The 22,099-nt window shown below is 68.4% G+C and carries 15 protein-coding genes; 10 read left to right on the top strand and 5 right to left on the bottom strand.

Features of this window, described 5'->3' with window-relative positions; genetic code table 11:
• Positions 1-24 precede the first annotated feature (24 nt).
• Positions 25-900 (bottom strand): energy transducer TonB, encoded by an 876-nt coding sequence (locus LL962_RS17615; protein WP_228317834.1) that lies wholly within the window; start codon positions 898-900, stop codon positions 25-27.
• A complete protein-coding gene (gene gshB, locus LL962_RS17610; RefSeq protein WP_104586559.1) occupies positions 897-1,847 on the bottom strand; it encodes a glutathione synthase in 951 nt (316 codons plus the stop codon). The genes LL962_RS17615 and gshB overlap by 4 nt, the downstream gene beginning before the upstream one ends.
• A gap of 239 nt (positions 1,848-2,086) precedes the next feature.
• Here gshB and pilG point away from each other — a divergent pair, with 239 nt between their 5' ends.
• The 8 genes from pilG to LL962_RS17570 all read left to right on the top strand — a co-directional run bounded on the left by pilG (position 2,087) and on the right by LL962_RS17570 (position 15,065).
• On the top strand, positions 2,087-2,488 hold the full coding sequence (gene pilG / locus LL962_RS17605) for a twitching motility response regulator PilG (protein ID WP_104586558.1): 402 nt from the start codon (positions 2,087-2,089) through the stop codon (positions 2,486-2,488).
• 17 nt (positions 2,489-2,505) lie between these two features.
• Positions 2,506-2,868 (top strand): response regulator, encoded by a 363-nt coding sequence (locus tag LL962_RS17600; RefSeq protein ID WP_104586557.1) that lies wholly within the window; start codon positions 2,506-2,508, stop codon positions 2,866-2,868.
• Positions 2,868-3,398, top strand: coding sequence for a chemotaxis protein CheW (locus tag LL962_RS17595; RefSeq protein ID WP_014508568.1), 531 nt, complete (start codon positions 2,868-2,870; stop codon positions 3,396-3,398). The genes LL962_RS17600 and LL962_RS17595 overlap by 1 nt, the downstream gene beginning before the upstream one ends.
• Before the next feature lie 38 nt (positions 3,399-3,436).
• Positions 3,437-5,473, top strand: coding sequence for a methyl-accepting chemotaxis protein (locus tag LL962_RS17590; protein WP_228317833.1), 2,037 nt, complete (start codon positions 3,437-3,439; stop codon positions 5,471-5,473).
• Positions 5,474-5,586: 113 nt separating this feature from the next.
• Positions 5,587-12,702 carry an Hpt domain-containing protein gene (locus tag LL962_RS17585; protein WP_228317832.1) on the top strand — a complete coding sequence of 2,372 codons (7,116 nt, stop codon included), beginning with the start codon at positions 5,587-5,589 and terminating at the stop codon, positions 12,700-12,702.
• A 7-nt stretch (positions 12,703-12,709) separates the two neighbouring features.
• A complete protein-coding gene (locus tag LL962_RS17580) occupies positions 12,710-13,882 on the top strand; it encodes a chemotaxis protein CheB (RefSeq protein ID WP_228317842.1) in 1,173 nt (390 codons plus the stop codon).
• Between the two features lie 33 nt (positions 13,883-13,915).
• Positions 13,916-14,395: a chemotaxis protein CheW gene (locus LL962_RS17575; RefSeq protein ID WP_104586553.1), complete on the top strand. Its 480-nt coding sequence runs from the start codon at positions 13,916-13,918 to the stop codon at positions 14,393-14,395.
• A gap of 79 nt (positions 14,396-14,474) precedes the next feature.
• Positions 14,475-15,065: a GNAT family N-acetyltransferase gene (locus LL962_RS17570; RefSeq protein WP_228317831.1), complete on the top strand. Its 591-nt coding sequence runs from the start codon at positions 14,475-14,477 to the stop codon at positions 15,063-15,065.
• 124 nt (positions 15,066-15,189) lie between these two features.
• Here the strand turns inward: LL962_RS17570 and LL962_RS17565 are convergent, their stop codons facing one another.
• From LL962_RS17565 to LL962_RS17555, 3 genes are read right to left on the bottom strand one after another with little or no spacing between them, the layout of a single operon-like run.
• Positions 15,190-16,971 (bottom strand): hypothetical protein, encoded by a 1,782-nt coding sequence (locus LL962_RS17565; RefSeq protein ID WP_228317830.1) that lies wholly within the window; start codon positions 16,969-16,971, stop codon positions 15,190-15,192.
• Positions 16,968-17,540 carry a sigma-70 family RNA polymerase sigma factor gene (locus LL962_RS17560; protein ID WP_228317841.1) on the bottom strand — a complete coding sequence of 191 codons (573 nt, stop codon included), beginning with the start codon at positions 17,538-17,540 and terminating at the stop codon, positions 16,968-16,970. Before LL962_RS17560 ends, LL962_RS17565 begins: the two co-directional genes overlap by 4 nt.
• Positions 17,541-17,569: 29 nt before the next feature.
• The gene (locus LL962_RS17555; protein ID WP_441004883.1) at positions 17,570-19,174 is read right to left on the bottom strand and encodes a vWA domain-containing protein; all 1,605 of its coding nucleotides are present in this window, start codon (positions 19,172-19,174) and stop codon (positions 17,570-17,572) included.
• A 900-nt stretch (positions 19,175-20,074) separates the two neighbouring features.
• Between LL962_RS17555 and LL962_RS17550 the strand changes: the two genes are divergently transcribed.
• The gene (locus LL962_RS17550) at positions 20,075-21,139 is read left to right on the top strand and encodes a N(4)-(beta-N-acetylglucosaminyl)-L-asparaginase (RefSeq protein WP_228317828.1); all 1,065 of its coding nucleotides are present in this window, start codon (positions 20,075-20,077) and stop codon (positions 21,137-21,139) included.
• On the top strand, positions 21,136-21,882 hold the full coding sequence (locus tag LL962_RS17545) for a copper homeostasis protein CutC (RefSeq protein WP_228317827.1): 747 nt from the start codon (positions 21,136-21,138) through the stop codon (positions 21,880-21,882). Before LL962_RS17550 ends, LL962_RS17545 begins: the two co-directional genes overlap by 4 nt.
• Positions 21,883-22,099 lie beyond the last annotated feature (217 nt).

Genomic DNA, 22,099 nt, shown 5'->3' with positions numbered 1-22,099 from the left:
GCGCTGGCCAGCGCTGAAGCGGTGTCAGCGGTCGTCGTGCAGCTCGCCGCCGGGCAGGAACAGCCAGGTCCGCGTGACTTCGAGAATGTCCACGTCGTCCTTGGTGCGGGGCAACGGCGGGAACGGCTGAGCCAGCTCCACCACGCGCAGCGCCGCAGCGTCCAGCGCCGGGACGCCGCTGGAAATCAGCACGCGGCTGCTTTCCACGCTGCCATCGCGGCGCACGCCCACGCTGATGACCACCTTGCCGCCCAGTCGGCGCCGGCGCGCGTCGTCGGGATAGTTCAGGTTGCCCACGCGCTCGGCGCGGTCCACCCAGGCGCGCAGATAGTTGGCATAGGCGTACTCGCGGGTGCTGGCGGAAACGAACTTGCGGTTCGGCCGCTTGGCGTACTGCTCCGAGCGCAGATGCACCTCGGCGGCCAGCCGCGCCATCTCCGCATCGCGCTGGATGCGTTGCGCATCGGCCGGAGTGAGCGGATCGGTCTGCGGATCCGGTTGTGGGATCGGCAGGGCCTGTTCGCCGCGGCGGCTGCTCACCACCCGGGTCTGGGTCGGTGCGGGGGCCTGCACGCTGGTGGCGCGCTGCGCCTGCGGCGCCAGCCCGGTGCGGTCTTGTGGCACCACGCCGGGCTGGCTGTCGCGCGGGCGCTGGGCGGTGGCGTGGTCGCCGCCGCCCTGCTGGTTGGCCTGGGCCAGGAAGTCGGCCTGCTTGGGCGTCAACGGGGTGCTGGTCTGGCTGAAGATCACGTCCAGGGTCGGCACCAGCGGCGCATCCTCGCTGACCGCAAAGCCCACGCCCAGGATCAGCGCGCCATGCAGCAACAGCGAGATCACCAGCGTGGTGGTCAGCCGCCGGCGCTCGTCCAGCGGTGCCGGCAGGGCTGCGGCCGTGCTCATTGCGGCGTGCCGGCCTCGATCGCATCGAACAGCAGCCCGGCGATGTTCAGCCCGAACTGCGCGTCCAGCTCGCGCACGCAGGTGGGGCTGGTCACGTTGACTTCGGTCAGATAGTCGCCGATCACGTCCAGACCGACGAAGCGCATGCCGCGGCGGCGCATTTCCGGGCCCACCTGCGCGGCGATCCAGCGGTCGCGCTCGGACAGCGGCCGGCCTTCGCCGCGCCCGCCGGCGGCCAGGTTGCCGCGGAATTCGTCGCCCTGCGGAATCCGCGCCAGGCAATAGTCCACCGGCACGCCGTCCACCAGCAGGATGCGCTTGTCGCCGGCAGTGATGTCGGGGATGAAGCGCTGCGCCAGGGTCAGCTTGCGGTTGCCGTCGGTCAGCGTCTCCAGGATCACGTTGAGGTTGGGGTCGCCGGTGCCGCTGCGGAAGATCGAGCGCCCGCCCATGCCGTCCAGCGGCTTGAGTACGGCCTGGCCGTGCTCGAGCACGAAGGCCTTGAGCGCGGCCGCGTCGCGGCTGACCAGGGTGGGCGGGCAGCACTGCGGGAACAGCAGCGCGGCCAGCTTCTCGTTGTAGTCGCGCAGGCCCTGCGGGTCGTTGACGATCTGCGCGCCGGCGCGCTGGGCGGCGCTCAGCACCTGGGTGTCGTAGACGAACTCCGCGTCCACTGGCGGGTCCTTGCGCATCAGCACCACCTGGCCCGGTCCGAATGCCAGCTCGGCGAACTCGCCCAGGGTGAACCAGCCGCTCTTGTCGTCACGCACGCTCAACGGCGCGACCTGCGCTACCGCGCGGCCTTCGCGCAGGCTCAGCCCGCCCGGGCGCACGTAATGCAGGCGGTGGCCGCGGCGCTGGGCTTCCAGCAGCATGGCGAAGGTGGTGTCTTTGGCGATCTTGATGGAGGCGATGGGATCCATCACCACGACGACGTCGAGCGACATGGGGCTAAACCTTTCGAACAGGCTGCCGATGGTAACTTCAAGCGGTGGGCGATGGCGCGCCCGGCCCGGTCGCAGATGCGCGACTTGCCGGTTTCGACGCACCCAGGCGCGGTCGGAACGTCCGCCTGGCGGGGGCCCGGCAAGGCGCCCTTGACAGTCAATGCGGGTCTTGGGATATACATGCAGTTTCGTAGCGACGTCAGAAGGGATAGAAGCGTCGCGCGCCCGGGGATATTTGCATGAGTGAAAACATGGCTGCGGGTGGGGAACTCGCAGGACTGAAGGTGATGGTCATCGACGATTCGAAGACCATTCGCCGCACCGCCGAGACGCTGTTGAAGCGGGAAGGCTGTGAAGTAGTCACAGCAACGGATGGTTTCGAGGCACTGGCCAAAATTGCGGACCAGCAACCTCAGATCATTTTCGTCGACATCATGATGCCGCGCCTGGATGGGTACCAGACGTGCGCGTTGATCAAGGGCAACCAGCTCTTCAAATCGACGCCGGTGATCATGTTGTCGTCCAAGGATGGCCTGTTCGACAAGGCTCGCGGCCGCATCGTCGGCTCCGAGCAGTATCTGACCAAGCCATTCACTCGTGAAGAATTACTGAGCGCGATCCGCACGTACGTCCACGCCTGACCAGGGGGAAAGGCAACATGGCTCGAATTGTATTGATCGAGGACTCGCCCACCGATCGGGCAGTCTTCAGTCAATGGCTGGAAAAAGCCGGCCACACGGTGGTCGCCACCGATAACGCCGAAGAAGGACTGGAGCTGGTGCGCAGCCAGGCGCCCGATCTGGTGCTGATGGACGTGGTGTTGCCCGGCATGAGCGGCTTTCAGGCCACGCGTGCGCTCGCACGTGACCAGGCCACCAAGGACATCCCGGTGTTGCTGGTCAGCACCAAGGGCATGGAAACCGACAAGGCCTGGGGTCTGCGACAAGGTGCCAGCGACTACATCGTCAAGCCGCCGCGCGAAGACGATCTGCTCGCGCGCATCAAACAACTGGTGCGTTGATGCGCTCTCCATTCGACATTCTCGAAGACTACGAACGGCGTAGTCTCGCGCACGCCACGCCGCTGCCGGAACGCCAGTTCTCGGCAGACATCTGGCGTGGCGTCGGCTATCGCGTCGGCACCCGGCGGCTGGTTTCGGATTTCCGCGAAGTGGCGGAAATCGTGCCGATGCCGCCAGTGACGCCGGTGCCGGGCGCCCAGCCCTGGCTGCTGGGCGTGGGCAACCTGCGCGGCAACCTGTTTCCGGTGATCGATCTGAAGCAGTTCCTGGAAGGCCGGCGCACGGTGCTGCAGGAAGGCCAGCGCGTGCTGATCATGCGCCAGAGCGGCGGCGACGTTGCGCTGACCATCGACGAGCTCTACGGCCAGCGCAGCTTCGAACAGGCCCAGGCGGTCGAGCCCGGCGAGCTGGCGCAAGGCCGCTACGCGCACTTCATCGACCGTGCCTTCCGCAACGAGACGCAGGACTGGGGTGTGTTCTCCCTGGCGTTGCTGTCGCGCACTCCTGAATTCCGGCAGGCCGCGGCCTAATCCGCAAGCCGCCACGTCATACAGATCGAGGTCGAACCATGAGTACCGCCCCGGACGCCCGCAAGACCAACAAGCTCGGCAGCGTCAGTACCAGCTTCTGGCTTGGCCTGCTGGTGTTGTCGATGATCGTGTTCGGCGCCAATACCGGCGTCGCCACCTGGCAGGGCAGCCGGCTTGCCGGCGCCGGCACCGGCGCCGCCGACCTGCAGGTGCTCTCGCAACAGCTGGCCAACCAGGGCCGCGAAGCGGTCTCGGGCGATACGAAGGCGTTTGCCGCGTTCAAGGACACCAAGGCCCGCATCGACAGCACGGTCAGTGAACTGGATGGCCGCTTCGGCAAGGAAGGCTCGGTGGCCGGCCCGATGGCGCAGCTCAAGGCGACCTGGGTGCCGCTGGGCAAGAACGCCGAACAGGTCATCGCCAGCGAGACGGCAGTGCTCGGCCTGGCCGGCAATGCCGAACGGTTCTCCGGCAGCGTGCCGCAGCTGCAGGCGCAGTTGAACGAAGTGGTGCGCGCGATGACCGCCAGCGGCGCGCCCGCTTCGCAGATCTACAACACGCTGCAGCAGGTGGTGGTGGCCGGCACCATGGCCCGCCGCGTCACCGAAATGCGCGCCGGCGGCGCCAACGCCGCCGCCTCTGGCGATGCGCTGGCGCGCGACTCGGTGGTGTTCACGCAGATGCTGGAAGGCCTGCGCGCAGGCAACGACGAGCTCGGCATCGCCGCCGTTCGCAATCCGGCTGCCCTGGCGGCGCTGGAGCAGTCGCAGACGCAGTGGGCGACGATGAAGAAGGACATCGACGCCATCCTGGCCAGCTCGCGCAACCTGTTCGCGGCGCAGTCCTCGGCGGCGGCGCTGACCGCCGGCTCCGGCAAGATGCTCGACGACAGCAAGCAGCTGTTCGACGCGTTCTCCGCGTTCGGTTCGGCGCGTGACACCCGGCTGTTCCCGAATTTCTGGCTGGGCGTGATCTCCGGCCTGGTTGCCTTGCTGGCCATCGTCGGCTTCGTGTGGAGCTCGGTGCGGGTGCGCACCCGCGAGCAGGACGTGCGCTACCAGGCGCAGGTGGAATTCAACAGCCGCAACCAGCAGGCGATCATGCGCCTGCTGGATGAAATCAGCTCGCTCGGCGAAGGCGACCTGACCGTGAAGGCCTCGGTGACCGAGGACATGACCGGTGCCATCGCCGACGCGATCAACTACGCCGTGGACGAGCTGCGCCACCTGGTGACCACCATCAACGACACCTCGGCCAAGGTGGCCGTGTCGACCCAGGAAACCCAGGCCACCGCGATGCAGCTGGCCGAAGCGGCCGGCCAGCAGGCCAACCAGATCACCACGGCCTCCGAGCGCATCAGCGAAATCGCGGCCAGCATCGAACAGGTGTCGCGCAACTCCACCGAGTCGGCCGAAGTGGCGCAGCGCTCGGTGGTGATCGCCGCCGAAGGCGCGGGCGTGGTGCGCGAGACGATCCAGGGCATGGACCAGATCCGCGACCAGATCCAGGAAACCTCCAAGCGCATCAAGCGCCTGGGCGAGTCCTCGCAGGAGATCGGCTCGATCGTGGAACTGATCAACGACATTTCCGAGCAGACCAACATCCTGGCGCTCAACGCCGCGGTGCAGGCCGCCTCGGCGGGCGAGGCCGGTCGCGGTTTCGCGGTGGTGGCCGACGAAGTGCAGCGCCTGGCCGAACGTACCTCCGGTGCGACCCGGCGGATCGAAGGCCTGGTGCAGACCATTCAGGCCGATACCAACGAAGCGGTCAGCTCGATGGAGCAGACCACCTCCGAAGTGGTGTCCGGTGCACGCCTGGCCGAAGACGCCGGCACCGCGCTGACCGAAATCGAGCGCGTGTCCAACGCCTTGAACAACCTGATCAAGAACATCTCCATCGCCGCGCACCAGCAGTCTGCCGCGGCGACGGACATCACACAGACCATGGGCGTGATCCGTCAGATCACCAGCCAGACATCGCAGGGTGCGGAACAGACGGCCGAGTCGATCGGCAACCTGGCTCAGCTCGCTGCCGATCTGCGCCGTTCGGTCGCCGACTTCAAGCTGCCGGCGTGACCACGACGCGGAACGGGAAAGGATCAGCAGATGGCGCGTAGTCGCATTACGTCGATGCAGGAAGTGACCGGTGGCCGCGCAAGTGGTGGACCGGCCGTAGTCAGGGGGCTGCAATGAGTGCGCTTCGCGATGCGATGAGCCACGCCGCGCTGGGCTGGGTCAAGCCGGAGCTGGACGAGACCTTGCGCCAGGCGCGCAACGAGATCGAGTACTTCGCCGAAGAACCGTCCGACACCAGCCGGATGCGTTTCTGCGCCGGTTACCTGCACCAGGTGCAGGGCACCTTGCGCATGGTCGAGCTGTATGCTCCGGCGATGGTGGCCGAAGAGCTGGAACTGCTGGCCCAGGCCGTGCAGGCCGGCGAGGTGGCCGACCGCGACGAGGCCTGCGCCATGCTGATGCGCGGCACCGTGCTGCTGCCCGATTACCTGGAGCGCCTGCAGAACGGCCATCGCGATATTCCGATCGTGCTGCTGCCGCTGCTCAACGAAATCCGCGCCACCCGCGGGCAGCCGGGCCTGAGCGAGAGCGTGCTGTTCGCGATCGACCCGCAGGCCGCTGCGGCCACCCAGGCCGAGCTGGATCACGCGCGCGGCAGCCTGAGCGGGCGCAATCGCGAACTGCTCGATACCGTCGGCAGCGCGGTGAAGGAAGAATTGTTGCGCGTCAAGGACGCGCTGGACCTGCACCTGCGCACGGGCGGCGAGATCGCCGAGCTGCAGACCCAGGTCAAGGACCTCACCAGCGTCGCCGACACCCTCGGCATGATGGGCCTGGGCGTGGCCCGCAACGTCGTCGTGCAGCAACGCGATGCGCTGGCGCGGGTGGTCGATGGCCAGGTGCAGATGGACGAAAGCGTGCTGCTGGATATCGCCGGCGCGCTGCTGTACGTGGATGCCTCGCTGGACGATCAGGTCGCCAGCCTCGGCGCCGATGTCGGCGACGGCGACGAAGCCAGCAACAGCGCCAATTCCTCGGAAGTGCGGCGCACGGTGGACGTGCTGGCGCAGGAAGCGATCGCCAACTTCGGCACGGCGCGCGAACACTTCGTGGCCTTCATCGAAACCAACTGGGATCATTCCCGGCTGGCCGAGGTGCCGCATCTGCTGGGCGAAGTCGGCGGTGCGTTGCGCATCCTCGAACTGCCGCAGGCGGCCGACTACCTGGAAGGCGTGCGCCGTTATGTCGATCTGGAACTGATCGGCAAACGACGCGTGCCCAGCGGGCGTCAGCTGGACACGCTGGCCGATGCGATGGCCAGCCTGGAGTACTACCTGGAAGCCCTGCGCGAACGCCGCCCCGGCCGCGAGGAGATCCTGGACATCACCCGCAACAGCCTGGAAACGCTGCGCTATTGGCCGTTGCCGTCCGGGCAGCCGTCCGAATTGCCGGTAGGCACCGATCAGCCCGGCGTCATCGCCGAGCTGTCGCCGGCCATCGCCTCGCCCGCTCAGCCGGCTGCCGGCGTGGCTGGCGCCGCCGCCAATGAAGCACTGGCTGCCCCGGCTGTGGAATGGGCCAACCAGACGGTGGTGGAAGCGCCGTTCGCGGCCAGCGCGGTGCACGACACCGGCGCGGCTGCGACCGATACCGCGTTTTCGTTCGACCCGGTCGCCGCCGAGGAGACCCTCTCCGGTCAGGCGCACGTGCCGTTTACAGTTGCGCCGCTGGAGCTGTCCGACGATGGCGCGCAGGCCCCCGGCGATTGGCAGCTGGAAACCACCGCACAGGCCGCGCCGATCGCTGCGTCTGCGTTCGATCCGGTCTCGGCCGAGCAGGATGGCCATGGCGCCAGCGAGGCCGCGCAGGTCAGTTACACCGTGGATCTGAGCGCGCTGGAGCAGGAACACGCGGCCACGCCGATGATCGCCGATCAGCAGGCGCCGCCGACGATCGAACAGATCGTGCTTCCCGACGATGCGGATCAGGCCGGCGCGCCGCTGGACTTCATCGCCGAGAACGACGCACGCCGCGCGCAGAGCAGCATCGAGGATGCGTTCTCGCCGCCGCCGGCTCCGCCGCATGAACCGGACGGTCCGTTCGTGGACACCGCGCCTGGGTCTGCCGATGCACCGGTCGACGCGCCTGCCGAGCAGAGCACGCCGCGCGTGCAGCAGGCCGTGGTCAGCGCGTTCGAGCTGGACGACGCGTCGGCGGCGTTCCTGGCCGATCTCGACGCGGCCGCCGCGCAGTTCGATACCGAGCGCCCGCATGCCTCGGCCGGTGGTCAGCAGGACGTGGCCGACCCGGTGCCGGCGCAGGCCAGCGCACCGCAGCCGGCGGTCGAGGCCGGCATTTTCGGCGGCTTCGGCGACAGCGACATCGACGACGACATCCGCGAGGTCTTCCTCGAGGAATTCGACGAAGAACTGGTCAACCTCGGGCAGCTGTTGCCGGTCTGGCGCGCCGCCCCGCACAGCCTGGACAACCTGCGCCCGATCCGCCGCGTGTTCCACACCCTGAAGGGCAGCGGTCGCCTGGTCGGCGCCAGCGTGCTCGGCGAGTTCAGCTGGAAGATCGAAAGCATGCTCAATCGCGTGCTCGACAACTCGCGCCCCGCCAGTCCGGCGGTGGTGGCGATGGTCGAGCTGGCGTACGAGGTACTGCCCCAATTCAATGCCGCCCTGCGCGAGCAGGGCCGGATCGACGCCGATCTGCCGGAAATCCAGGCCGTCGCCGAGCGCGTGGCCAGCGGCGAGGAGGCCTATTACGTGGCTGCAGCGGCCAGCGCCGCGCCGAGTGCGGTGGCCACACCTGTCGCCGCCGGTACGGTGGTGCCCAGCGGCGGAACGCCGGCCTCGGTGGATAGCGTGCTGCGCGAAATTCTCGAAGCGGAAGTCGCCACGCATCTGGAAACGGTCAATGCCTGGCTGCAGACCAGTCAGGCCGAGCCGCAGCTGGCCAGCGAAGAGCTGCTGCGTGCGGTGCACACCATGAGCGGCGCGTTCGCGATGACCGACGTGCCGGAAATCACCCTGGTGACCACGCCGGCCGAGAGTTATGTCAAACGCCTGCTCGCGGCGTCGGTCAAGCCGACCGCCGAGGGTGTCGATGCCATCGCGGCCACTTCCGCGGCGATCGCCGCCACGGTGACCGCGCTGCGTGCCGAGGCGCCGTTGATCCCGTCGTTCGCACCGTTGACCGAACGCCTGCGCGCCCTGGTGGACACGCTACCGGAAGCGCAGTGGCCGCCACAGGCGTTCCTGGACGAGCTGGACGATGCCGACGCGGTGAGCGACGAGGTTGCCGGTCGCGACGCGAGGGTGGAACTGACCGGTGTGGAAGACCTGTCGCGGTATCTGGACGCCGGTGCACTGCTGTCCGACGCCAGCGCGCCGGCAGAGCATCCGCACACCGCCGACGCCGACATCGACGCAGCTGCCGAGGCACCGATCGCGGTGGACGAGCTGGCCGACGCCGAGGCTGGCGAAGACGCCAACCACGCCTTGCAGGCGCCGGCCCCGGGCGACGAAGAGATGCCGTCGCAGGACGTGTCGACCGCGCGGGTGGACGGCGCAGAGACGGCGTTCGACGAGGCCGCCGAGTCCGATCAGGCGGCTGCCGTGCAGGGCGACGCCGCGGCTGTCGACGCCGCAGCCGTCGACCAGCGCGACATCGCGCACGACACGCTGGCCGATGAGCCGGCGGTCGAGGCCGACGCCTGGGACGCTGCCGGACTGCAGCATGCCGGCGCCGCCGATGCGGCATCGCATGAGGCAGCGCATGGCTTGGCCGAACCGGCTTCGACGCAGGAGCATGCCGCGCCCGACGAGGTTTCCTCCTTCGCTGCGGATGATGCGGCGGCGGGCGACACGCCCGCAGAGGCGGCGGACATCGCCGTGGCTGCGCACGACAGCGTGGCAGTGGACGAACTGGCCGACGCGGAAGCCGCGCTCGGGCCCACACAGACGCTCGCCAGTGCGGACGCCGCCGGCGCGGTTGCCGACGAAGCCACGGTCGAAAGCAGCGACGCGCTGGAAGCGGTGCAGACGCAGGCTCCGGTGGCCGAGGAGGCATCTGCTGCGATCGCCGAAGACTGGATGCCGGAAACGGCGGCGCTGGATCACCCGTCGACCGATCAGGACGACGACGCGTACGCCGTGCCGTCGTTTGCGCCCGCTGCGGGCACGCCGGAAGATGCCGGGCACGCTGCCGAGCAAACCACGTACGGCGAGCAGGACGAGCCTGCCCTGATGCACGACGCCGAGGCGCAGCAACACCAGACGCATGCGCCCGCGCAGCCGGACGAGATCGCAGACGCCGAAACGTTCGCGCATCCGCAACAGGAAGCGCAATCGCAACAGGAAGCGCAATCGCAACAGGACACAGGCCTGGACGTGCCTTCGCACTCCGATGCGTACAGCGTACCCAGCGAGCAGGCAGAGGCCAGCGCGCAGGAGGAAACTGTCGCGCCGTCGCACGATCACGTCGCTGGCGCCGACTCCGCCGCCGATGCCGCGCACACGGATGACGCGCACGCAGAGGCCGAGCAGGCCGACGCGGATGTGCCTGCGGAGCAGGCTTCGTCGGAACACACCATCGAATCGGTGCAGGCGTTCGAAATGGCGCACGCGGCCGATCAGGTGGAAGAGGCTGGCGATCCGCAATCGGAGACTGCGCCGGCGTTGCATGCCGGGCCGGTCGCGTCCAGCGAGGCCGATGCACCGTACGAGGGCGACCCTGCATCCGCCGAGGAGATGGCTGGGTCCGATCGAGCCACGTCGCCTGATCACCCCGAGCAGGCCGACTCCGGGCAGCACGCAAGCCACGATGCGCCCGCCGGCGCACACGAGGCCGCACCGGCAGACGCCGAAGCCGAAGCCGCCCTCAGCGCGCCGGTGGCAGACGCCGCCCGTGCCGATACTCTCGGCAGCGATGCCGGTGCCGCGTTCGATATCGGTCCGCTCAATTTCGATCAGCTCGACGGCGAACTGGTCGACATCTTCGTGGAGGAAGGGCGCGATCTGCTGGATCACAGCGACGGGCTGATCGCGCGCATGCGCGAGACGCCGGATGACCGCGACGTGCTCAACGGCTTGCAGCGCGACCTGCATACGCTCAAGGGCGGCGCGCGCATGGCCGGTATCAACGCCATCGGCGACCTCGGGCATGCGATCGAATCGCTGCTCGAAGCGGTGGCGGCCAATCGCACCGACATCGACCGCGACGACGTCCGTCTGTTCGAACGCGGCTTCGATCGCTTGCATCAGTTGCTGACCCGCACCGGCATGCACCGCGCGGTGGCGATGCCCACCGACCTGGTGGAAGCTTTCGAAACCCGCACCCGTGGCCGCAATGCCGCGGAGCCCAGCGATGCGGACGCGCGTGCGATCGCCAAGGCGTCGGTGGAACCGGCTCCGCTGTCGGCACCGATTCCGGTCGAAGGCCAGAGCGAAGAAGACTTCCTGCCGCGCGTGCAGCAGGAGCAGGTGCGCGTACGCGCCGATCTGCTCGACCGTCTGGTCAACCACGCCGGCGAAGTGGCGATCTACCGCTCGCGGCTGGAGCAGCAGCTGGGCGCATTCCGCGGCGCCATGGGCGAACTGGATCGCACCAACGCCCGTCTGCGCGACCAGTTGCGCCGCCTGGATCTGGAAACCGAAGCGCAGATCGTGGCGCGTTATCAGCGTGAGCAGGACCAGGGCGATCGCACCTTCGATCCGCTGGAACTGGACCGCTTCTCCACCCTGCAGCAGCTCAGCCGCGCGCTGAACGAATCGGCGGCCGACTTGGGCGGTTTGCAGGGCGTGCTGGAAGATCTCTCGCGTCAGTACGACGGCTTGCTGCAACAGCAGTCGCGCGTCAGCTCCGAGCTGCAGGACGGCCTGATGCGCGCGCGCATGGTGCCATTCGATGGCCTGGTGCCGCGTCTGCGCCGTGTGGTGCGCCAGGCGGCCAGCGACACCGGCAAGCAGGTGCACCTGGTGCTGGAAGGCACCCAGGGCGAACTGGATCGCAACGTGCTCGATCGCATGGTCGCGCCGCTGGAACACATGTTGCGCAACTCGGTGGCGCACGGGCTGGAAACGCCCGAGCAACGCCGCGAAGCGGGCAAGCCGGAAGAAGGCAGCATCGCGATCCGTCTGCGCCGCGAAGGCTCGGAAATCGTGCTGGAAGTGGCCGACGACGGCGCCGGGCTGGACCGCGACGCGATCCGTCGCCGCGGCGAACAGCGCGGCCTGGTCGAACCGGGCCAGGAGCTGAGCGAGGCCGAACTCGATGGCCTGATCTTCGCATCCGGCTTCAGCACCTCCGAGCAGGTCAGCCAGCTGGCCGGCCGTGGCGTGGGCATGGACGTGGTACGCAACGAAGTGCGCCAGCTGGGCGGATCGGTGGACATCCACTCGGTGCGCGGCCAGGGCGTCACCTTCACCCTGCGCCTGCCGCAGACCCTGGCAGTCACCCAGGCGGTGTTCGTGCGCATCGGCGAAACCACCTTTGCGGTGCCGGTGGCATCGGTCAGTGGTATCGGACGCATCTCGCGCAGCCGTTACGAGTCGGGCGAGGGCGGTTACCACTACGCCGGCGAAGAGTACGTGCTGCACGATCTCGGTTCGCTGGTGGGCCAGGCCCCGGCGCGCGCCGATGGTCAGGCGCAGGTGCCGTTGCTGCTGGTACGCGCCGGCGACCTGCGCGCCGCGGTGGCGATCGATCAGGTGCTGGGCAACCGCGAAATCGTGGTCAAGCCGGTGGGCCTGCAGATCGCGTCGGTGCCGGGTATCTATGGCGCCACCATCACCGGCGATGGCCGCGTGGTGGTGATCCTGGACGTCGCCCCGCTGGTCCGTCGTTACCTCAGCCAACCGGCGCGTCCGGCGCTGGACACCCCGGCCGAAGCGCAGCGCCAGGTGCCGCTGGTGATGGTGGTGGACGACTCGCTGACCATGCGCAAGGTCACCAGCCGCGTGCTGGAACGCCACAACCTGGATGTCACCACCGCACGCGACGGTGTCGAGGCGCTGGAATTGCTCGAAGAGCGCGTGCCCGACCTGATGCTGCTGGATATCGAGATGCCGCGCATGGACGGCTACGAGCTGGCCACCGCGATGCGTGCCGATCCACGCTTCAAGGCGGTGCCGATCGTGATGATCACCTCGCGCAGTGGCGAGAAACATCGCCAGCGCGCCTTCGAGATCGGCGTGCAGCGCTACCTGGGCAAGCCTTACCAAGAGTTGGATCTGATGCGAAACGTGTATGACCTGCTGGGGATCGCCCGTGTCCGAGACTAATGGCGCAATGGGAACTCCGGTGGCCTTGCTGGGCCGGCCCGGTCAGGCGCGCGAGCGTCTGCGCGAGGCGCTGGCCTCGGCCGGCGCCCAGGTCGTGCTGGAAGACGACCCGTCGGCGGTGGACGTGCAGACCTTGCGCGATGCCGAACCGGTGGCGGTGCTGGTGGCGCTGGAACCGGCCATCGAAGACGCGCTCGAAGCCCTGGAGCCGGCCTTCAACCTGCCCGGGGTGACGGTGATCTTCGACGAAGCCGAGCTCACCGTGCGTCGCGAAGGCTGGGAAGCGCAGCGCTGGGTGCGCCACCTGGCCGCCAAGCTGCACGGGCATGCCGACGTGCTGCCGCCGGGCACCGAAAGCGAGCCGTCGCTGCAGCCCGAGCCGGGCCTGGCGCTGGAACCGCAGCAGCATTCGGACCTGCAACTGGACCAACACCTGGAAGCGGCTGCGCATGCCTTCGAAAGCGTGCCGGGCGATGCCTTGTTCGCCCATGCCGCCAGGCCCGCCGAGCAAACCGCAGCGCCGACCCTGGGCGATTCCAGTACCTGGGGCCTGGTCGATGAGGTCACCGTGGTGGCACGCCCGCGTGCCGAGCTGGACGTCGCCGCGCTGTCCACGGGCGGATTGTCGCTGGTGGAGCTGGAGCAGAACGGCGAGCCGACCGGTGCGGTGCTGGTGATGGCCGGCATCGGTGGGCCGGATGCGATCCGTCGGCTGTTGGCCGCGTTGCCGCCGGAGTTTCCGCGCGCCGTGCTGGTGCGCATGACCCTCGATGGTGGCCAGTACGGCAACCTGGTGCGACAGATGGGCCGCGTGTCCGCGTTGCCGGTCGAACTGGGCGAAGCCGGGCAGCTGGTTGCGCCGGCCAAGGTCTACGTGCTGGGCGACGGTGTGGGTGTGCAACGCCATGAAGGCGGGCTGGCCTTCGTGGCGCAGATCGATCCCGCCGGGCTGATCGCCGCGCTGCCGCCCGCCGATAGCGCCGTGCTGATGCTCAGCGGCGCCAACGAGGCATTGGTGGACGCCGCACTGGCGTTGGCTGGGCAGGGCGCCTGGCTGGCTGGTCAGTCCGCCGATGGCTGCTATGACCCTGCCGCTGCCGCCCGTCTGGCGCGCCAGGGCATCTTGATCGCCGATCCTGCGCAGTTGGCGCAGGCGCTGGCACAGCGTTGGCCGGCGTAAGCCGGGCGCTCCCTCTCAGACCGGAATAGTGCGATGAGCTACGCCAATAACGACGAAATCCGCGGCGTCCTGATTCAGGCGGGCAACGAGCGGGTGCTGCTGCCCAACGCCACGGTGGCCGAGGTGATGTCGCGCGTGGCGGTCGAAGCGCTGCCGGACATGCCGCGCTGGGTGGTGGGGCGCATCGACTGGTACGGCTGGAAAGTGCCGCTGCTGTCGTTCGCGCGCCTCAGCGGCCTGGGCGACGAGCCTGCGGCGCTGAACAACAAGGTGATCGTGCTGAAGGCGCTGGGCGGCAATCCCGCACTGCCGTACTTCGCCCTGCTGACGGCTTCGTTCCCGCAACTGATTTCGGTGCCGCGCGACGGCTTGCTGGCGGACGCTTCGGAAGACGCGCTGCCGGACGGCGTGCACATGCGCGTGCTGCTGGGCGAGCAGAGTGCACTGCTGCCGAATCTGGATGCCATCGAGTGGCAGGTGGCGCAGGCGCTTGCAGCGGCCGACGCCGCCTGAGGACGGCTGACCCGGTTTCTGCTTTAGCCGTGTCTCACGCAGGCGGCTATGCGCAACAACGCGGTGATGGAGGCAGGCAATGAGCTTGCCGGCGTTTCTGCCGCGGCGGCATGCCGACGGTGTGCTGCTCTGCGACCTTGCCAGCGTCGACCCTGCCGCGGTCGCCGAGTATCACGCGCGCAATCGTGCGCATCTGGCCGATGCAATGCCGCTGCGGCCGGAGGCGTTCTACACCGCAGAAGGCTGGCGGCGGCTATGCATCGCCTATCGCAATTCCGTGCCAGGCGAACGCGAACTCCAGTTGGTGCTGGTCGCGGCGCAGCAGGTGATCGGCACGGTGGGGTTTACCCAGATCCAGCGCGGTGCGTTTCAGGCCTGCCATCTCGGTTACGGCCTGGATGCGTCCCATCAGGGGCGCGGCCTGATGCAGTGGGCCGCCAGGCAGGGCATCGCGTTCGTGTTCGGTCCCTTGGGCCTGCACCGGGTGATGGCGCAGTACGTGCCGGAGAACGTGCGCAGCGCGCAGGTCCTGGCGCGGCTGGGCTTCCAGATCGAAGGCCGCGCACGGCGTTATCTGCAATTGAATGGCATATGGCGCGACCACGTGCTGAGCAGCCTGTTGCGCGAGGACGGTGAGGCTGGCGAGAACGGTGAGGTGGCCGAAGGCTGATCGGTGCAGCGAAGGCGGGCAGTTGGTGACGTCTCTGCTGTTACTGGTCGTTGCACACTGCTGGCGAGCATCGAGGCCTGTGCCTGCCGGGCTGGCGTCTGAAACCCAGCTACAGGCGCCGGGCTCAATCGGTGCTCGGGGCGACCTGCACCTCGATGCGCAGGCGATCATCCGGTAGCTGCGCATTGGACGCGATCTCGATCTGCGTGGACCAACCGCGATCGCGGCAGGCGGTACGCAGCTGGTCCGCCCAACGCCTGACGTCAGGTGCATCCGGTGTGGCGGCTTCGAGACGCAGCCTGGCCGGCGCGCGATGGCCCGCGCGCAGATGGCGATCGATCCATTCGCCTGGAGTGCTCGACAGTGGCAGCACCTGCGCTGCCGCGGCAGACGCAGCGCGCTGCCGCGCGGTGTCGGATGTCGCAAGCCGGCTGGCCGATATCGGTTGTGACGCCGCTGCCGGCGCCGCTGTTGCTTCGCCCAGCATTGCTGCAGTGTGGTCTGCCGGCCGTCGCTGCGCCGCAGGGGCTGTCAGTGGAGCCGTTTTCGGCGGAATGCGCGGTAGCAGTCCGGAAGACTGAGCGGCTGGGGTGGCACTGTCAGCCTGGATGGAGGGTGGCGACTTGCCGGCTTCGGCGAGTGATCGCTGCTGGGTGTCGATTGCCGGCAGGGGTGCGCCGGGCAGATGTGCCGAGGCGGGCGCCGCTGCGTTCGGCCGCTCTTGCGTGGTCTGCTGCGCGCTGCCGTTGGCAATCGCTGCCATCGGGGCTGCAGGCAGCGGTGGGGCCGGTGCAGCAGCCATCGGTTCCGGTAAGGCTGCAACCGGCGCGGGCGGTGCCGGTGGAGCAGGCGGGGCAGACGGCGCTGGACTCGGGGGAGCGGCGAATGCGGCTGAGGGCTTTGCCGATACGGGTGGTGGCATGGATGCCAATGGTGGTGGCACCGGCGAGCGTTCTGCGACCAAGCCGTCTTCGAATGCAGATGCAGAGCCAGACCCGGCCGGGCTTGCCGCCACCGGCGCCGCCTGCGGTTCATTGGTCTGGTCTGCAGGCTCATGGACGGCGACGCGTGCCGCCTCCATGGGGGGCGCGGTCAGCGGTGCGGTGGCCTGCCAGTGCAGCCCGACACCCACGGCCAGGGTAACCGATGCGGCCAGCGCCAGCGCCGGCATCCAGCGTTGCCGGCGCGCGCGCCGCACCGCCGGTTTCGCCGCATGCAGCGCATCGGCTGCTGCCACAGCGACGGGCGTTGTTGCGTTGGTCGTCACTTCGGCCGTTGCCATGGCCTGGGCCACGCTCTGCGTGGAATCGCCCGCTGCAGGACCGGATACCTGCGCGCTCGCAGCATGCGCAGCTGGCTGGCTGTCATCGGCCGACGCAGCCGCTTCAGCGCCGCCGTGCCGATACCGTGCATCGCCATCGGTGGAGTCGCTGCCGGCGGACGGCGGAAGCTGCTGCAGCCATGCACGCGTCGCGTCCTGCACGGGTGCGCCCAGTGCCTGCGCCGCATCCTCGCCCGCACGAAGGCGCCCCTGGATGGCGGCGCGCCGTGCGGCCTGGGACAGGTCGGCCTGCGCGGCTGCAGCAGCAAACACCGCCGCCATCGATGATGGCGGTTCGAATTGCGCGGTTTCTTGCGTGGCTGCCTCGCGCGCGCCTTCTGCTGGCGGCGCGGTCTGCGTTTGATCGGATTGCGCAGCCAATGCGGCAACTTGCGCGTCCATCGACGCGAGTGGTTCGCGTTGTGCGGCGTCTTGCGTAGCGGTGTTGCGTGCGCGCTCGGCCTGCTGCGCGGCCTGTGCAAACCAGGCATCCATGCGCGCAGGCGGCAGATAGCCCGGCTGGGCCTGCAACAGTGCAGCCAGGCCGTCGTCGCCAGCGAGGAAGCGTTCGAAGGCCGCGTTCATTGCACCGCGTCCAGGCTCAGGCGCAGTTTGGCGAAGGCGTAGCGCAGTCGGCTCTTGACCGTCTCGAAGCCGTCGCCCACCACCTGCGCGATGTCTTCCACTGCCATCCCGACGAAGAAGCGCAAGACCACCACTTCGCGTTGCGCATCAGGCAGGGCCATGACGGCTGCGCGCACGCGCTGTTGCTGCTGTCCCAGCATGGCCAGTTGCTCGGTGGACAGGTCATCGTCGGGCAGCTGTAGATGGGGATCTTCCAGCGGCATCGAGGTGGCGACGTAGGCGCTGCGCCGCGTGTCGAGCCAGGCATTGCGCGCGATCTGGAACAGGAAACTGGTGAAGGCGGCCTGCCCGGGACGATAGTCGCTGCAGCGGGTCATCAGCTTGACCCAGGTTTTCTGCGCGAGGTCTTCGGCCTCGCTCAGATTGCCTTCGCACTGCCAGGCCAGGAAGTTGAACAGGGCGCGGTTATGGCGTTTGAACAACTCGGTGGCCGGTTGTTCGACAAAACCATTGGCGACGAGGAGCATGAGCTCCTCGTCGGGCAGCGGCGCAAGATCGGCTGGATGCATGCGCGCAGTATAGGCAACCGCCGCGTGCATCAGTCCGTGGTTGCGACCGGCCGGCTGCCGAGTGCTTCGGCCTGCTGCACCATGCGCAGGAAGTCGGCGCGATACCCATACCGATCCTTGCCGATACTGCCTGCGGCCAGGGCGCGCACCTGCGGGAAGTCCCAGCCGTGTAGCTGGCTGCCACCGCGCAGGCGCTGGCCGAAACCGGCCACGGCCGCAGAGAACCGGAAGGCCTCGCTGGAGGCATCCAATGCCACCTGCTGGTCGCGGCGGATGATGGTGTCGATCAGGCTGCTGCGGTGCGCGCTGGGCAATTTATAGCGCAGCTTGAGGTGGGCAAGTTCGTTGTCTGCGTTGCCCGCCGGACGCAGCAGGTTGGCGGCGTAGCGCAGCGGATCGACCGAGGCGGTGCTGGTGACCGGGGTGATTTCATACAGCGCGGTCACGCTGTGGCCGGCACCGATGTCGCCGGCATCGACCTGGTCGTTGTTGAAGTCTTCGCGGCGCAGGGCACGATTCTCGTAGCCGATCAGCCGGTACTCCTGCACCGTTGCCGGGTTGAACTCGACCTGGATCTTGACGTCGCGCGCGATGGTCTCCAGCGTGGCGCCCAGTTCGTGGGTCAGTACCTTGCGTGCTTCCAGTGGCGAGTCGATATAGGCGTAGGCACCGTTGCCGGCATCGGCCAACTGCTCCATCAGCGTGTCGTTGTAGTTGCCGGTGCCAAAGCCCAGCGTGGACAGCGCCACGCCGGAACGCCGCTTTTCGGCGACCATGCCCTTGAGCGCATCGAAGTCGGTGACGCCGACATTGAAGTCGCCATCGGTGGCCAGCAGGATGCGGTTGATGCCGCCGCGCATGTAGCTCTGCTGTGCGGCGCGGTAGGCCAGCTCGATGCCGCTGGCACCGGCGGTGCCACCACCGGATTGCAGGCTGTCGATGGCTTCGACGATGCGTGCCTGCTGGTCGCCCGGCGTGGGCGGCAACACGACCGCGGTGCTGCCTGCGTAGGTAACTAGCGTGATGCGGTCCTGCGCGCGCAGCTGGCGCGTCAACAGTTTGAGCGAGGATTGCAGCAACGGCAGCTTGTCGGGCGCGTCCATCGATCCGGAGACATCGACCAGGAACACCAGATTGGCGGCCGGCAGCGCAGTGGTCGGGACATCGCGTCCATTGACGCCGATGCGCAGCAGCAGGTGCTTGCCGTTCCAGGGCGCGGGAGCCAGTTCGGTGCGCACCGCGAAGGGCTGGCCATCGCGGGGCGCGGGGTCGTCGTAGCGGAAGTAGTTGATCATCTCTTCCACGCGCACCGCATCCACCGGCGGCAGGCTGCCACTGGTGAGATAGCGCCGCACGTTGCTGTAGCTGCCGGTATCGACATCGATGCTGAAGGTGGACACCGGGTTTTCCGCGGCCTGCACGATCGGGTTGTCGCTGAGGGTCTGGTAGATTTCGCGGTTCTCGACCGGGGCGACCGCTGGCGCCGGCATGACCATGCTGTGGCTTTCGGGGAGTGCCATCAGCGCCGCAGCAGGCGCTTGCCGCGCAAGCGTGCCGTCAGGCATCGGTGCGGGCCGCGCGTGCACGGGTGGAGCTGGGGGGGCGGGCGTGTACGCGACCGGCGGAGGCGGCATGGGCAGGTCAATAGGCGCGTATGCGATCTCGTCGGTGGAAGGTGACGGCGCCACTGCGTCGGGCGATGCGGGCGGGCCGCCAACGACGGGTGAGGTGGGCTCGTGCGAGCAGGCGCTCAGCAGCAAGGCGAGCGCGAGTAGGCTGTGACGTGGCATGGGAATCCTTTGCGTGGCGAGAACGAATGGGTGAACAACCGGGCAGCCCGAGGTCGCCGTGCACTGCGCCTCTGCAGGTGAAACGGACCAGGGCGGCAAACGGGGTTAAACGGATGCAGTTTTTTTTCGAAGCGCTGCCGTGGCGCTCAATGACCGTCAGCGGCAGTGGCTTGGCCGTGTCCGCTGCGTTTGCGGATCCGGCTCGGCGACGCGCGGCGGGTGCAGCCGCGCTGGTGGGTTGAAGTGCGTGGCGAGCCCGCGCCGGGGCGTCGGACTGGTGCAGAACCCTTCATCGGCGCAAGTAATGTCCTGAGGGCCGCGCGCGGGCGTGTCGTCGACGGATCAGATCGCTTGTTCATTGGCAGCTGGCGATTGCACACGGTGGACCGGGTGTGCTGTCGTTCGTTTGCCTGACGCCTTCCTTCTGTATCGGCGGGCAGGTCTTGGCACATGCCATCGACGCAGCAGCGCGTGCGCAGCTCAGCCATCGCCGACATCCGCGTGCCCGAGTCCACTGACCTGCCTCGCGTCGACGTCCGTGCAGGCTGTCCGCAGCAACAGCCGCTGTCCGAAGCTGCGACCTTGCGAAAGGAGGCGCGGCGATGCGCATCATGCCCGCGGGCGTTATGCCTCAATCCGCATCGAGGCGCGGGGTAATGCGGTTTATCCGCGGGCGTTGCTGCCGCATGATGGGAGGCTGCGGCGCAGTGCGCGGCATCTGTTTCCGTTACGGAGTTCGCCTGGATGATCCAACGTCGTCACTTCCTCAAGAGCGCCACACTGGGCGCCATCGCTTCCGGCCTGGCCGGGTGGGGCGCGCGTGCGCAGGCCGCAGCGGCGGGCACGACGGCAGCACGCCCTGCGGCGCTGCCCAAGGGCGCTGCGCGGGTGATTTCCACCTGGGATTTCGGCGTGGCCGCCAATCAGGAGGCCTGGAAGATTCTCGATAGCGGTGGCATGGCGCTGGATGCAGTGGAGGCCGGCGTGCGCGTGCCCGAGGCCGACCCGAACAATCCCACCGTCGGCCTGGGCGGATATCCGGATCGAGACGGGCGGGTGACGCTGGATGCCTGCATCATGGATCACCTGGGCAACTGCGGTGCGGTGGCGTCGCTGGAAGATGTGGTGCATGCCATCTCAGTGGCGCGTGCGGTGATGGAAAAGACCCCGCACGTGATGCTGGTGGGCGATGGCGCGCGGCAGTTCGCGCTCGCGCAGGGCTTTCCGCAGACCAACCTGCTGACACCGAGTTCGGAAGCGGCATGGAAGCAATGGTTGAAGACCTCGAAGTACGCGCCCGAGGCCAACGTGGAAAACCGCGCCTGGCGCGATGCCAAGCTGCCCGGCGGCAAGGACAACCACGACACCATCGGCATGATTGCGCTGGATGCGCACGGCAATCTGTCCGGCGCGTGCACCACCAGCGGCATGGCGTGGAAGATGCACGGGCGGGTGGGCGACAGTCCGATCATCGGTGCCGGCCTGTACGTGGACAATGAGGTGGGCGGCGCGACCTCGACCGGTGTGGGCGAAGAGGTGATCCGCAATGTCGGCAGCTTCGCGGTGGTGGAAATGATGCGCCAGGGCAAGTCGCCGGCGCAGGCCTGCCGCGAAGTGGTGATGCGGCTGATCCGACGCAAGCCGGAGCTGACGCGCACGCTGCAGGTCGGCTTCCTGGCGATGAACAAGCGTGGCGAGGTGGGTGCGTTCGCGATCCAGAAGGGCTTCAGCTACGCGGTGTGCGATGCGCAGCGGCAGGATCTGCTGGTGCCGGGCGAGAGCCACTACACGCAGGAGCCGGCCGCATGAGTGGCGTGGGGTTGGAGGTCGCCGCCGATTCGGTGGCATCGGCAGTGGCCGCGCAGGACGGCGGGGCGATGCGGGTGGAGCTGTGCGGCGGGTTGGATGGTGGCGGGCTGACGCCCTCGTTCGGCACGCTGGCGGTGGTACGCGCGCGCTTGCGGATTCCGCTGTATGTGCTGATCCGCCCGCGCGTGGGCGACTTCGTGTTCAGTGCCGACGAAGTGGAGGCGATGCGCCGCGATGTGCAGCAGTGCGTTGCGCTGGGCTGCGATGGCGTGGTGCTGGGTGCGCTGGATCGCCATGGACAGGTCGACATGGACACGATGCGCGTGCTGATCGAGGCGGCTGGCCCGCTGGGCGTGACCTTCCATCGTGCGATCGACGTCAGTGCCGAGCCTGCGCGCGCGCTGGAAGATGCGATCGCGCTGGGCTGCGAACGCGTGCTGACCTCCGGTGCGCGCGCCAGCGCCATCGAGGGCGTGGACGTCATCGCCGCGCTGGTGCAGCAGGCCGCCGGCCGCATCGGCATCATGCCGGGGGCCGGTGTCTCCGAGCACAATGTCGCCGCCTTGCGCGCCGGCACCGGTGCCTGCGAATTCCACGCCTCCGCACGAGGGCCGGTGGCTGCGCAGGTGCCCGCGCCGCATGCCTACATCAGCGACCTGGGCGGCGATTACCAGCGCACCGACGTGCAGCGGGTGCGCAGGATCGTGGACGTGTTGGGTGCGTCGGCTGCCGCAGGGGGATGAGCGTTCCGGGGTGCTGTCTTGCGCCCGGTGCGGCGCGGCCCTCATCCGCCCTTCGGGCACCTTCTCCCGCAGGCGGGAGAAGGGTGTGTGATCGAGCGCGGCGGGCTCGTTGCACCGCGGCACCATCGAGGCGCGAGATGGTGCCGCGGTGCCGCCGGGACAGCGTTGGCGCAAAAAGCGCGTGATCGACCCGGCGCAGCAACATCGCCTCGCGATG

Source organism: Xanthomonas sp. NCPPB 1067, assembly GCF_020783795.1.
Taxonomy (GTDB): Bacteria; Pseudomonadota; Gammaproteobacteria; order Xanthomonadales; family Xanthomonadaceae; genus Xanthomonas; species Xanthomonas melonis.
This window is presented reverse-complemented; position numbering and strand designations above follow the sequence as displayed.